Annotated in this window: 6 protein-coding genes; all 6 read left to right on the forward strand. The window is 46.9% G+C overall.

Annotation, left to right across the window (positions count from 1 at the left end; translation table 11 throughout):
- Nucleotides 1-48: 48 nt before the first annotated feature.
- Nucleotides 49-3753, forward strand: coding sequence for a PD-(D/E)XK nuclease family protein (locus tag OCV54_RS07890; RefSeq protein ID WP_055223394.1), 3705 nt, complete (start codon nt 49-51; stop codon nt 3751-3753).
- On the forward strand, nt 3743-7600 hold the full coding sequence (gene addA / locus OCV54_RS07895; protein WP_262563275.1) for a helicase-exonuclease AddAB subunit AddA: 3858 nt from the start codon (nt 3743-3745) through the stop codon (nt 7598-7600). The genes OCV54_RS07890 and addA overlap by 11 nt, the downstream gene beginning before the upstream one ends.
- A gap of 68 nt (nt 7601-7668) precedes the next feature.
- Nucleotides 7669-8394: an ABC transporter ATP-binding protein gene (locus tag OCV54_RS07900; protein WP_022216895.1), complete on the forward strand. Its 726-nt coding sequence runs from the start codon at nt 7669-7671 to the stop codon at nt 8392-8394.
- Nucleotides 8381-10051: a hypothetical protein gene (locus OCV54_RS07905; RefSeq protein ID WP_055223398.1), complete on the forward strand. Its 1671-nt coding sequence runs from the start codon at nt 8381-8383 to the stop codon at nt 10049-10051. The genes OCV54_RS07900 and OCV54_RS07905 overlap by 14 nt, the downstream gene beginning before the upstream one ends.
- Before the next feature lie 15 nt (nt 10052-10066).
- Complete coding sequence (locus OCV54_RS07910; protein WP_015535084.1) at nt 10067-11446, forward strand: aminopeptidase; 1380 nt, start codon at nt 10067-10069, stop codon at nt 11444-11446.
- Nucleotides 11447-11472: 26 nt separating this feature from the next.
- A complete protein-coding gene (locus OCV54_RS07915; protein ID WP_055146799.1) occupies nt 11473-15783 on the forward strand; it encodes a hybrid sensor histidine kinase/response regulator in 4311 nt (1436 codons plus the stop codon).
- The last annotated feature ends 46 nt before the right edge of the window (nt 15784-15829 follow it).

Genomic DNA, 15829 nt, shown 5'->3' on the forward strand with positions numbered 1-15829 from the left:
GAAAAAACAGCATAGATAACAGTATATTGAGGTGTAAGGAGAATACAGATGGCAATACAGTTTGTACTGGGACCCGCCGGTTCAGGAAAAACAGAATATGTGATAAAGAAGCTGATAGAGGAGTCGATGGCTCACGGAGACCTGAATTATTTGTACGTGGTTCCAGAGCAGTTCTCCATGGAGGCGCAGAGAGATATAGTGACCATGCATCCGAGGCATGGAACAATGAACATAGATGCCATAGGCTTCAACAGGCTTGCGTACCGGGTATTCGATGAGCTGTCAGTGAATCCGGGAAGGGTTCTGGAGGACTTTGGAAAGAGCATGCTCATCAAGAAGATACTTATAGAGTCACAGGACGAGCTCCTTGTTTATGGAAGCTATATCAACAAGATGGGTTTTATAGATGAGATGAAATCCATGATGTCTGAGCTGTTCCAGTATGCGGTTGACAGGGATTCGATCGACGCAGTCATGGACAAGCTGGATAAGGACAGTCTGGTATACAGAAAAATGCATGACATCAGGCTTATATACGAGAGATTTGAGGAGTACAACAGGGATGGCAGCTATATAGTTGCGGAGCAGCTCATTGAATTGCTGGCTGAATGCGTGGACAGGTCGGATATGCTGGCACACAGCCATCTGTATCTTGACGGATTCACAGGATTTACACCGGTACAGATGGATCTTATCAGGAAGCTCATGACACGCGTTGAGAGCATGATATTTGTATTTACGATAGATGCGTCGCAGATAGGCTTCACAAAGCCGAAGGAGTACGAGCTGTTCAGACTCACCAAGGAGACTATGCAGGCGCTTGTGAGAATGGCGGGCGATGAGCAGGTGGACATACTGGATAATGTCGTTATGTGTCAGGATCGCAGACCGTACAGATTCGAGAAAAGCAAGGAGCTTGCAGGACTTGAGGCCAATCTGTTCAGATATCCCCATGGCAGAGTCACAGGCGATGACGGAGACATACATGTGGTCGCTGTGGACAGGGCGGCAGACGAGGCTGAGTATATAGCGGGAAGAATACGAGAGCTTGTCAGGGACAAGGGATACCGTTATAAGGATATAGCCGTGGTTGCGGGTGATCTGCAGGATGTGGCAAGGTATTACCGTCAGGCGATGGAGGAATACGATATCCCTGTGTTCATAGATGCAAATATATCTCTTAAGGGAGATCCGTGCTCAGACACCATAAGGGCTTTCCTCGGTGTGATGACGGACAACTTCTCATTTGACAGCGTGTTCAGACTGTTAAAGTCAGGAATGACCGGTGTGGATCAGGACGACATTGAGAGGATGGAGAACTATGTGCTTCTCAGGAATCTCAGGGGTTACAGGAGCTGGACGAAGGAGATAACCGATGACAGGAATCCTGACTATGCGGCAGACATGGAGTCTATAAGAGCCCAGATCATGGAGCTTTTCCCGGACAAATGTATCGATGTGTGGAAGCCGGCAAGCCCTGGCTCCAAGAACACAGTGAGAACATATACGGAATCTCTTTACAGCTTCCTTGCGCAGCTTGATGTGTGCGGCAAGCTTGAGGCTCATAAGAAAGTGCTGTATGAGCAGGAGAGATGGGATGAGGGAGATGCATACGGAAGGATATTTGACAAGGTTGTTGCCCTGTTTGAGAAGATGGAGGCTATAATCGGCGATGAGAAGCTTACCGTAAAAGAATATGCGGGAATCCTGGATGCAGGCATAGCGGATATGGAGATCGGTATAGTGCCTCCGACTATAGACCGCGTGGTGGTCGGCGATATGACGAGATCAAGGCTCAACCATATAAAGGTGCTGTTCATGGCGGGAGTGAACGAAGGCATAATTCCGAAACCGGCCAAGAAGGGCAGGATACTCTCCGGTGCAGACCGCCAGAGCCTTGAGGACTACGGTATAGAGCTGGCTCCATCAGATAAGACAAATGCGTATATAGAACAGTTCTATATATACACCACGCTCACCAAGGCGTCGGATATGATCTATGTGCTGTGCCGAAAGATCGGAGAGGATCTCAAGTCCATGAAGCCGTCATACCTGATAGACAGGATAAAGAATATATTCCCGGATATACGGACGGAGGAGTATGATGTGGACGGTCAGATGCCGGAGACTGCGGCGGGAGCGCTCAGATACATCATCAGACATTCTGATGACGCTGAAGCCGGGGAGACGCTGGACGCTGTCAGAAAACTGCTTTCGAAGATGGGATATGGCAGACAGCTCAGATCGATTAACTTCGGGCAGAATTATGTTAACTCGTCAAAAAATCTGTCTCCAGATACTGTACGCCTTATATATGGAGAGAATCTGGTGGAGAGTGTGTCCAAGCTTGAGCGGTATGCTGAGTGCCAGTTCAAGTATTTCCTGACATACGGACTTTCGCTCAGAGAGAGGGAGACATACAGGATAGGCGCTGCAAATGTTGGTAATATACTTCACAGCACCATGGAGAAGATATTCTCATTTGTCAGGATGTTCAGGGACAACGACTGGGTACATCTGGACGAGGCGGAGCTGGAACAGAAGGCGGTGGAATTTGCAAATGAATCTGCGGAGGATGAAGCCGGGCTGTACTTTGAGGATTCTTCAAGAGCTGCATACATGAAAAAGCTTCTGGCGGATGTTGCATCGAGGACAGCCAGGACGCTCCGCACATTTATCAGATGTGGGGAGATGGACCCGGAGAATTTTGAGCGGCGGTTCAACACATCGGAAAATGCAGACAACATAGACAGATATATATTCAATCTTCCAAATGGACTCACGATGAGCCTCAAGGGAGTTATAGACAGAATAGATGAATTTACGGATGACAGGGATGCTTATTTCAAGATCATAGATTACAAGTCATCTGATAAGAAGCTGGATATAGACAAGGTGCTCGGAGGACTCCAGATGCAGCTCGTGACATACGGCGCCATAGCCTGCGAGCTTGAAAAGCGCAGGATGGCACAGCTTGGAAGACCTGGTGGTATACATGTGGGCGGACTTCTGTATTATACCTTTGACAATCCGGCATGTGACGTGACGGCAATGGGAGATAAGATCAGATACACCGATGACGGCATGGGATTTGCGGCCGATGACGAGGTGTTCGGGGGAGTGCTTGTGGACACCTTCGAGAAGAAGATACTTGAGGAGTCCAGATATTCGGGCCTGTACAATGGAGATAACAGGGCGCTGAAGGTTATGGACAACAGCTCAGCGACACTCAAGAACGGACAGAGCCTTGAGGAGACTCTTATAACAGATCTCATGGAGGCGAACCGCAGGAACATAGAGAGGCTTGCCGGCAGTATAGCCGAGGGAAGCATCGAGATAAATCCGGTCAATGAGGGCAAGGCAAATGCGTGCAAATACTGTGATTTTAAGGGCATATGTGCATTTGACAGCAAGTATTCAGGCAATTCATACTCCAGGATCTATAGGGGCGAGGCGGAAAATTACAGCCGCAAAGCTGAGGATATAAAGAATATCAAGACTGAATACAAGAAGGTCAGGGGCGATATGGAGAAGGCCGTTAAGTCATGTGACAGCGCCCGGAAAAAGTATGAGGATGCAAAGAAGAAGGTAGATGACCGCGGCGATAAGGCAACACAGAAGATGAGGGATACTCTCGAGAGCACCGGCAGGAAGCTTGCGGAGGAGAGGGCGCATCTTGAGGAGCTGAGGGAACTGTCTGAACAGATAGTGAAGAGAGCTGCTGAGTTCGATATAGAGATGAGTGAGGAATGATGACATGGGAAAAGATATGAAGACTGACAATGGAATAAAGTGGACAGACCAGCAGGCGCATGTCATCGACACAAGGCATGGCAATCTTCTTGTATCTGCAGCGGCGGGGTCAGGTAAGACGGCGGTGCTCGTGGAGCGTATCATAGAGATGGTGGCCGGAAGAAATTCGCGTGGTGACAGAATAGAGGGAAGCGAGCCGGTATCTGTGGATGAGCTTCTTGTCGTTACATTTACAAATGCGGCAGCGGCCCAGATGAAGGAGAAGATAGGACAGGCACTGCAGAAAAAGATAGATGAGATGATGGCGAAGGGCGAATATGACGAGCATCTTATAAAGCAGATGACATTGATCAACCATGCTGACATCTGCACCATAGACAGCTTTTGCCTTAGGATAGTGAAGGAATACTTTGCGAGGGTGGAGCTTGACTGTGCATTTGGCATAGCGGACGACACGGAGATGAAGATCATAAAGCGCGACGTGATGGATCAGGTCATGGAGATGTGCTATGAGGATGAATCGGTCGTGCCCGGTTTCGACAGGCTGATAATGACGTTTGCGAGAAATGAGAGTGACAGTGCCGTGCCGGATATCGTTGAGAGGATAATAAAGGTTATATCCAGCTATCCGGAGCCGAAAAAATGGCTTGCGCAGGCGGCGGATGCCATGAAATTTGTCGTGGATACATCATCCACTGAGGAGGAGAAGAGAAGAGAAGTCGTGGGGCTTCCGATGGTCAGAACATTTGCGGACAGGGTGTACATGATGCTCAGAACTGCGGATGATATGGTCAGGGAGTGCCAGAAATATGCAACGGAGGCGTATGGCCTTGAGGCGTACGGACTCCGTGTGGATAAGGATGTTGAGCTGATAACACACATGCTCAGAAGCTGTGGCGGGGAAGACGACCTGCATGTTGACCTGTTTGAACTCAGAGATATATACAGATCGTCATTGAGACCGGAGGGACTCAAGATGGAGAAGGATGCCCAGGGCCGGAGTATATGCTATGCATTTGACAGATTTGTGAACCCGGGCGGTGGAGCTGACCCGGAGAAGAAGGAATTTGTCAAATCAAGGCGGGATGTGTATAAGTCGATCATAGACGACATAGTTTCGGTCGTCCTGGATGTGGATGACATTCTGAGGCAGGCAGCCATGACTGAGCCAGTGATATCATCACTTTTGAAGCTCACTGAGCTTTATATGGATGAGCTGATGAAGGTCAAGATGGACAAGAATATGTTCGAGTTCCACGACATAGAGGAGTTCGCGTTCAGGATACTTTGCGATGGAATAGAGGATGGCAGGGCTGTCCCTTCAGAGATTGGAAAGGAAGTCTCAAGGCGCTACAGGGAGATACTTATAGATGAGTATCAGGACAGTAACTTTCTGCAGGAATACATTCTGGCAAGTGTGTCGGGACACGGTGAGGATATCCACAACACATTCATGGTCGGCGATGTTAAGCAGAGCATATACAGATTCAGAATGGCGAGACCCGATCTGTTCATAGAGAAGTATGACAGCTACCGCAGGCTGGGTGATGCTGACATAGCGGACCCGGACATAGATGGCAACAGCATACTGCTGACCAGAAACTTCCGAAGTGAGATAAATGTGTTAAAGACGGTGAACTCAATATTTGCCCAGCTCATGAGGCGAGAGATAGGAGACATAGAGTACGATGAGGGCGCAAAGCTCAATTCCAGATTTGCCATAAGTGACGGAGAAGGGATGACGGAGCCGGATGATGTGGATCATGGCCCTGTATCAGAGTTCATACTCATAGACAACAATATGAGAGAAGCGGATGTATCTGAGGAGTATGGCAATCCTGAGGTTGAGGCGAATTATATCGCCGGTAAGATACGTGATATTGTTGACGGAAGTGAACCTCTGTATGTTGGAAGTGGTGCTGACAGGAGACCTGTCAGATATAAGGATATCGTCATACTGCTTAGAAGTGTGTCCACAGCATCCACCATATTTGACAGGGTATTTCAGGAGAAGGGCATACCTCTGTATATTGAGAGTGAGAGTGGCTACTTTGATGCTGCTGAGATACGGACACTGGTCAGCATGCTCTCCATAGTTGATAACAGCTACGTGGATTACGACCTGGCTGCTGTCTTAAGGTCGCCACTGGTGGGCCTTGATGAGGAGGAGCTTGCGGTTATAGTGGGTGAATACCGCAGCAGATACGAGAAGAACGGCATGGACTGGAACGCCAGACTTTATGACAAGGTCATAGATTATATGGACACCCATGTGGGCGAGAAAAAACACGCTGTGGACAGACTGTGGGAATTCCTCCGCATGCTTGACTATCTCAAGAAGAATAAAAATTATATGTCCATAAGCGACATAATAAGATACGTGCTGGACACCACCGGATTTTACTGGTTTGTCGGTGCCAGACCGATGGGAAGAAGACGCCAGGCGAATATCGACATGCTCATCAAGAAGGCGGATGATTTCGAGGAGAACAGCAAGGGCGTGTTCAACTTCATCCGATATGTTGATGAGCTCAAGACAAATGATCTGGATTTTGCAGAGGCTGATGTGGTCAGTGAGAATGAGGACGTCGTCCGAGTCATGACCATGCACAAGAGCAAGGGACTGGAGTTCCCTGTTGTATTTGTGTCTGGGCTCGGCAAGGAGTTTAATCTGATGGACACCAGATCAAATGTGCTTGTCCACCAGGATCATTATCTGGCGTGCGACCAGGTCGACCTCAGAACAAGAGCCAGAAGAATGACATTTTTCAAGCGGATAATGAGTAAGAATATCGTTGCGGAGACCTATGCCGAGGAGATGAGAGTCCTGTATGTGGCGTTAACCAGGGCAAAGGAAAAGTTGTACATGACCGGGTGCGTGAAGGATGCAGATAAATTCAAGGCAGCCTGTGATATGTATATAATCGGAGACAGGATGAATTATGCATCTATCATGAAAGCAAATGGCTATGCCGCCTGGATATATACCGCGCTCAGATATGTGGGAGAGTGCGATCATGTGAAGAGCATCGAGGTGGAGGCCGACAGCTTTATGTCTCCTGAGACTGATCAGGATGAAGCAGAAAATATGACAGTGGAAGCCTCTGAAGCGAAGCTCGACAAAGAACTTTATGACCATGTGAAGAACGGACTGGAATTCAGGTATGGCTACAGACATTCGGGGCTTAAGAGCAAGATGTCCATAACCGAGATAAAAAGACTTCAGGCGCACGGTGAGGATGCCATTACACCGGATATCCTAACCAGCAGGGAGTACAGTGCCAGAAGTGAGGTCCCAATCCCAGCATTCATGAGTGAGGAGAGGATAGTCCATGGAAATGAGATAGGAAACATTTATCACAAGATCATGGAGCTTGCAGACTTCTCAGGGAAAACTGTTGCGGATGCAGAGAAGGATGTCGACAGAGTGTTTGAGCTTGGGTTATTTGATGAGCTGTATAGAGAGCGGATAAGACCAAAGAAGATATATAAGATGATACACAGTGAGATAGGACAGCGCATGGCGGCTGCGGGCAAGTCGGACAGACTGTACCGTGAGAGACAGTTCTACATGATGATGAAGCCCGGAGAAATAATGGGCTCACTTAAGGACTGCGGAGACGAGACGATAGTTGTACAGGGAATCATAGATGCCTACTTCGAGGAGGATGGTGGCATAGTTCTTCTGGATTACAAGACAGACAGCGTGAAGGATGCGTCGGAGCTGGTTAAGAGATACCATGTCCAGCTCGACAAATACGCCGATGTGCTTGAACAGCTCACCGGCATGAAGGTTAAGGAGAAGGTCATATATTCATTCTGTCTTGATACAACGGTAAACTTGTAAACCGTACGCTGAATTGATATAATAAGACCGGGTATGCAAAAACGATATAGTGATGAAAGGACATGCGCATGATAATAGCGGAGAATCTTAAGAAGGTGTATGGCGGAGACATTGTATCAGTTGATGATCTCAGTTTCCATATACACAAGGGTGAGATAGTAGGATTTGTTGGACAGAATGGTGCGGGTAAGACAACTACCATCAAGATGCTGACAGGTATACTTATGCCGACGGAGGGCAGAGTAAAGATAAATGGTTTCGATATGAGAGAAAAGCCGATGGAGGCCAAGCAGTCCATGGGTTATATAGCCGACAATCCTGATATATTTCTCAGACTTACGGGACTTGAGTATGTCAATTTCATCGCTGATATATATGGAGTATCGACCACCGAGAGAAAGCAGAGGATAGAGCAGATGGCTGAACGCTTTGGTATGGAGGACAGCCTGAACAGACAGATGGTCAGCTATTCCCACGGTATGCGCCAGAAGATGATGGTCATAGCTGCGCTTGTGCACAATCCACCTGTATGGATACTCGACGAGCCTATGACGGGACTTGATCCGAATGCGGCATATGAGCTCAAGAAGATGATGCGTGAACATGCCGACGCAGGAAACTGTGTATTCTTTTCAACACATGTTCTCGAGGTTGCAGAGAAGCTCTGCGACAAGATAATCATGATAAGAAAGGGAAAGGATATATACCAGGGAACTCTGGATGAGCTTGAGACACAGCACAGGAACAAATCTCTTGAAGAGATATTTGTGGAGATGACGCATGAAGAATTTTAGGATATTGCTCAGTATGATAAGCAGGAATAATGATATGGAGATGCCGGAGCACGGGGACAAGGCAAAGGCATATAAGGTCATGGGAATCATCGCCATGTGCTGTATCATGATCCCGTGCTGTATCGTTGTGGGATTTATAGTTTACATAATGACTGCAGCACTCATGGAGGCGGGAGGCTGTACAGAGGGACTCAACCTCGTTATCCAGCTCATGTCGGTGTTCGGCGTTATATTCAGTATAATGGTCATATTCAATCTGCTTTATTTTTCATCTGATCTTGATCATTTACTGCCGCTGCCTGTGAAACCGGCAGAGCTTGTGGCCGCCAAGTTTACACACGCATATTTTGCCGAGAGCGTCATGGAGTTTATGGTTCTCTTCTGTGGATTTATCGGTTACTTTGTAGCCGCAGAGATAAAGCCGGTATCCGTGATAACCTCATTACTTGGCGTATTTTTACTTCCGGTTCTGCCGCTGGTGTACTGTGGTATATTTGCACTGATAGTCATGGCGTTTTTCAGCAGACTCAAACTGCTCAGAAATGTGGACTTCATGGTGGGACTTGCGGTTGTAGTGTTTGCAGGCCTTTTCATATGGTCATTTGCACAGATGGACTCTGTGAATATAAATAATTACATAGACAGCCTTAAAAATGGTGACAATATATTCATAAAGGTAATGAACAATATATTTTTCACGGTTCCGCTGTTCCTGAAGGCATTGGGCAGTAACAACATTGTGTATATGTTGCTCTTTGTGCTTGTGAACGCTGGCTGTGTGGCACTTCTGTTTTTCCTTGGAAATCTGCTGTACCTCAGGGGCGTATACCTTGTGTCATCCACCGGAAGGTCAGGACGCCGCCAGAAGGAAGTTGTCGGGCTGCAGGACTTTGCCATAAAGACACCGTTCAGATCATATATGGCAAAGGAGATAAAGACACTGGTGAGGACTCCGGCATACAGGAAGTATTGCGTTGTGGTCAACCTGATATGGCCGATACTCGTTGTGGCATTGTTCAATATACCTGCAACTGCGGATTCGATCAGGGCATTCAGAGACACATTTGGAAGAGGGCTTTTCCTGGCTGACATGGTCATGCTGGTTGCGGTCATCGCCCTGGCATTCTTTGCAACAGCGATGAACAGTATCGCATCCACGGCGTTCACCAGAGAGGGAAGCCATATATCATTTATAAAGCACATCCCGATGACATATGATCTCCAGATCCGCGCAAAGGTCTGGGTTAGCATGCTGTTCAGCGGAGTGACGATCGCGGTTACCACGGTTATCCTCTGTATATATATGGAGTGTAGTGTTATAGACAGTGTGTATTATGTTGTGCTGGGAATCCTCGGCTCGGGCATTTGCACATACACAGGTGTGCTTCTCGATTCAACACATCCGAAGCTTGACTGGGAGGATGAATACGGTGCGCTCAGAGGCAATCTGAATGCATTCTTTAATATGGCTATTGCAATTGTTATAGCAATTGTTTTGTGTGTGGCAGGATATCTTGTTTTCAAGTTTACAATGATCCCGTCATATGCAGTATATATTATTTTCTTTATAATAATGGGAGCTATACTCGTTATCCTGCGCAGTATTACTATGCGAAGGAGTGCGTGGAATATAGACACTGATGTGTACAGTTATTAACAGGAGGCAATGAAAATGGCACAGAAAAATGCGTGGAACAAATACAAGAAGGATGAGATAAAGGAGCTGGAGAGCCTGTGTAAGGACTACAGGGAATTTCTTGACAATGGCAAGACAGAGAGAGAATGCGTTAAAGAGATCGTCAGACAGGCAGAGGATCACGGCTACAGAGATCTGAAGAAGATCATTAAGAACAAGGAGAGCCTTGCAGCTGGAGATAAAGTGTATGCCGTGTGGATGAACAAGACGGTCGCTATGTTCAATATAGGAAAGAAGAAGCTTGAGAAGGGCATGAACATACTCGGTGCACACATTGATTCCCCTCGAATGGATGTGAAGCAGAATCCGCTTTATGAGAAGGGCGGATTTGCATATCTCGACACTCACTATTACGGCGGAATCAAGAAGTATCAGTGGGTAACACTCCCACTTGCCATACACGGTGTTGTTGCAAAGACAAATGGTGACGTTATGACAGTGAACATAGGAGAGGACAAGAATGATCCGGTATTCTGTGTTACAGATCTTCTCATACATCTCTCTCAGGAGCAGCTCAAGAAGAGAGCGGATTCAGTGATAGAGGGAGAGCAGCTTGACATACTGTTTGCAAGCAGACCGCTTGAGGGCAAGGAGAAGGAGGCTGTAAAGGAAGCTGTACTTGCGCTCCTTGAGAAGAAGTACAATATGAAGGAGGAGGATTTCCTCTCAGCAGAGCTCGAGATCGTTCCTGCTGGAAAGGCAAGAAACTGCGGTATAGACGAGAGTATGATCATGGCATATGGCCAGGACGACAGAGTGTGTGCATACACATCCCTTGTCGCCATGCTTGAGGCTGACGATCCGGAGAAGACGACCTGCTGTCTGCTCACTGACAAGGAGGAGATAGGAAGTGTTGGAGCAACAGGAATGCAGTCACACTTCTTTGAGAATACTGTAGCTGAGATCATGAACGCCATGGGTGGCTTCTCAGAGATCTCACTCAGAAGATGTCTTGCATCGTCAAGGATGCTGTCATCGGATGTATCTGCGGGCTTTGATCCTACATTTGAGTCAGCATTTGACAAGAAGAATGCGGCTATCTTCGGTGAGGGAATGGTATTTAACAAGTTCACAGGATCAAGAGGAAAGTCAGGATCAAATGACGCAAATGCAGAATACATGGCGGCTATAAGAAAGATCATGGATGATGCGGAGATCACATACCAGACAGCCGAGCTCGGCAAGGTAGATGTCGGTGGCGGCGGAACCATCGCATATATACTTTCACTGTATGGTATGGAGGTAATAGACTGTGGCGTGGCTGTACTCAACATGCATGCACCATGGGAAGTGACATCCAAGGCAGATATATATGAGACCAAGAAAGGATATGTTGCATTCCTCAAAGAGGCGTAGGAGCGGACATATCTTCGGAGGAAAAAATGAGAGATCATCAAAAGAAACTTATCATATACGTGATAATACTTGCCGTGGCGACAGTGATGTGGCCACGGCTTAGTGTGTTTGCAGATGAGGATTTTACATCAAATTATAACCAGAGGACATTCTCCGATACCGATGGGTTTGACAGTGGAGAGGCAAATTGTGTGTGCCAGTCTGTGAGTGGATACATATGGATAGGTACGGACAACGGACTTTACAGGTATGACGGAAGTGAATTTACACTGTTCTCACTGGACGGTGACGAGGATGCCACGAAATATTCGATCAACTGCATTTATCTCACAAGTGATGAGAAGCTGTATGTTGGAACGGACAACTATGGACTCTACATGTATGATAACGGAACCTTTCAGAGAGTTTCCGAGATGTACAATCTGGGTGTGTCGACCATCAACGCCATGTACGAGGACGATAACAAGAATCTGTGGATAGCGGCCTCGTCGGGAATATTTCGTCTGTCATCTGACGGTGCGGAAGCTCTGGCTGATGATGTCGTGTCAGGACTCAGCGTGGGAAATATATCAGGACATGGGGACTATGTGTATGCAATAGCCAATAATGATATTTTGATAACCGTTGATCCTGAAAGACATGTCTCCATAACCAACAAGTCAGAGTACAGGGTCGACGATATAAATTCACTGTATGTTGACGAGAATGGCAACAGATATTATGGATCCGCCGGATACAGCATCCTTAAGATAGGAACAGACGGCAAGAATGAGATCATCAACACGGGCAGCCTTCACGGAATCAACAAGATATATTCGGATGGCGACAACATCTGGGCGCTTGCCGATGACGGTGTTGGATATATCTCATCAAAGGGTAATGTGACAGCCATCGGGGGACTGAGCTTTAACGAGTCGATGAGCGATATGATCATAGACTTTGAGGGCAATTACTGGTTTACGTCATACAGAAAAGGTATTCTTCAGTTGGAGAGGAGCAAGTTCCAGAATGTCACCATGAAGTACGGCATAGACAGCTCCATCGTGAACTGTGTGACGAGCTACAATGGCAACACGTTTATAGGAACTGATGAAGGTCTGTATATCGTAGATTCAAATGGCAAGCTTGTGATGAGTGCGGACAATGAGCTCGTATCAAAGCTCAGCGGTATAAGTATACGAGATCTGTATGTGGATTCGGACGATCATCTGTGGATAGCTACATATAAGATATATGGTGTAATAAAGGTGAGCCGAAACTGGCAGTACAAGAGCTACAGCCGTGGAGAGTCATCACTTATAAGCAATGCCGTGAACTGTATAACTGAGATAAAGCCGGGAACGGTGGCGGTTGGAACAGAGAACGGTATATCTGTGATAGAGGGCGATGATGTCGTAAAGAGCATATCGAGACTGGATGGACTTGATAACCCTGACATAATCAGCCTGTACGCAGACGAGACCGGCGAGCTGTATGCCGGTTCCAACGGCGCTGGCGTGTTTATAGTTGACACGGATTATACTGTCGGCAAGATGAAGCTGGATGATACCCAGAAGATGAGCGTTGTGTCAAGTATGGTCCGCGGAAGCAGCGGTTTGTGGATAGGAACGGACAATGGTCTGTATTATCAGGAGGGAACCGTCAGACAGGTCACCACCGTGGATAACACCAACGGTATATACGATCTCATAATGGACGATCAGGGATACCTGTGGATGTTTGGTTCCAGAGGTTTATACAGATATTATGAGAAGGATATACTGAGCAATGCCTCACCTGAATATATAAGCTTTACGAAGAACGACGGAATAATATCCAACATAACAGAGAAATCAACCAACTATGTGTCAAAGACAGGCGTTGTGTATGTGTGCTGCGATGAAGGGCTGTGCAGGATAAATCTCAATTCAGAGTATGTGAACGAGGTAGCTCCTAGGGTTCGTATTGCCTCCATAGAGGTGGATGGAACTGAGCATCAGTTCTCAGATCTGGACGGACAGATAGATGTGCCGAAGAACACCAACAGAATAACTATCAAGTTCTCAGTCCTTAGTTATGTAAACCGTGCTGACATATCAGTGGAGTATTACCTTGAGGGCTTTGAGAGCGAGAAGAGAACGCTCACGGGAACTGACAAGATGGAAGTCGAGTACACCAATCTTGAGGGAGGTACTTACCGTTTTATGTTAACTGCAAAAAATGCGGACGGCGTGGAGTGTGAACAGCCGCTTACATTTGTCATAGACAAGGAACTTGGTTTTTTCGAGACGAATCTGGCAAAGATGCTCCTTGTGATATTTATAGTTCTTCTTATCTTAGTGGGAATAGCTGTTGCGAGAAGTATCTTCAAGCTTCTCAGAAGACAGAACGAGCAGGTGGAAGAGCTCAGCAAGAAGAGTGAGGAGGCGGAGAAGTCCAATCAGGCAAAGAATGATTATGTAAACTATCTTAATCATGAGATAAGGACTCCACTCAATAACATAATCGCCATCTCAGAGCTTGCCATGAGAAACTGTCAGGATACCCAGAGTGATGAGTATGCACAGTACGGTGCCATGTATGCTGCGGGAAGAGAGATACTCGATATGTCCGATGGAATATCGAAGCTTTCAAACCTCAAGGACGACATCATAGAGCCGGAGTACAAGCAGTATTTTGCCTCGGATCTCATAGATGAGCTCTCCGACGAATTCAAGTCCATGGTGAACAGTGATCTCATCGATCTCAAGGTCAGCATTGAGGACAAGATACCGAACGGACTCATAGGAGATATGACGGCGGTGAGAGAGATTCTTGAGAACATATTTGCATGGTCCGCAAATACTACAAAAGAGGGCTATATAAGCATAGACATTGACTGGCGTATAGCCAGAAGAGCTGACGAGGATGTAGATGAGGCGGAGGCCGAGGATTACACAGTCAGTGAATTCTCGGAGCTCATAGAGGAACCGGAGACTGAGATATCCCGAATATTTGACAGGGATCACGATGAGATATATCTGGACTTCAAGATATCGGATACAGGACTTGGAGTTAAGGAAGAGAGACTTGGAACATTGTTTGAGCTGGATGATTCCTATGAGAGATCAGATATAGGAATGTTTAGAGTCAGTCTTGGCCTTGCCATAGCCAAGGAGCTTGTGCGTATGCTGGATGGAAGCATCAGCGCAGAGAGCATATATGGCGCAGGAACGACCATACGCTTCAGCATCAAGCAGTCAGTGTTTGATTATAGTTATGTCAACTACAATGAGAGAAAGCGCAAGGAGATGGCGAGAAGAAATGCCAATTCACATCTGTGGCTGCCGGATGCCCGCATACTTATAGTGGACGACTCAGAGCTTGCATTACAGGTGGAGAAGACCATATTTGATACATATGGTCTGGCGTGCGACACAGCCACATCGGGATTTGATGCACTTGATAAGGTCATGGTGGAGAATTACGATATGGTATTTATCGACACTGTTATGCCTGTCATGGATGGACTGGATACCGTCAGGGAGATGAGAAATCTTGACGGTGAGGAGTACAAGAAGATGCCTATCATTGCGCTGTCCGCCAACACGGTCGAGACATCCAGAGAGGAGATACTCACATCGGGCTTCAACGATGTCATAGTTAAGCCGATAGAGCTCGATCAGGCAGAATCCATGCTGAGGACTTATATATCGGAGGACAAGATAAAGGAGAGAGACACAGAGCTTTCCCAGTCCGATGATGACATCAACTATATGGAGGATGCAGTCCTGCTTGGAAGATTTGTGTCCGTGGAAGATTCCGTCAAAGCCATGGGTGGAAGCTTCAGAACCTTTAACACATTTGTCAGAAATTACAGGGATGAGTACCGGGAAGAGGTACAGCAGCTCAGAAAATATATAGACGACGATGTGAGAAAGTACAAAAATATAATCCATGACATCAAGAGCAGCAGTGCAAATATCGGGGCTTACGGAATCGAGCGCAAGGCGGCCAACCTGGAGTCTGCGATAAATATCGGAAACCAGCAGTATGCCCGCGATAATACCCGCGATTTTATAGCTATGATGAACGACTTCTTCAAGCAGATAGACAAGTACATGTCAAAGATAAATCATGTGGAGGAGCCTGCTGAGAAGGAAGTCCGGGATGGAATAAACAAGAGCAAGCTCAAGGAGCTCAGGGCATTCTTGAGAGCGGGGGACCGCGAACCTGTGGAGGACCTTATACGTGATATTGACAGGTACTCCTACGGAGATATAGACACAGAGTTCTTCACTGCACTTAAGGAGTATGTGGGAACCGGAGATTACCAGACCTCCAGTGAGATGATAGACCAGTATCTCAACAGTATCTAACATTATATAAAGTGCGCAGGCAAAATAAGCCTGCGCTGCAATATAA

Origin of the sequence: Coprococcus aceti, from assembly GCF_025567285.1 — a bacterium.
Classification (GTDB): domain Bacteria; phylum Bacillota; class Clostridia; order Lachnospirales; family Lachnospiraceae; genus Coprococcus; species Coprococcus aceti.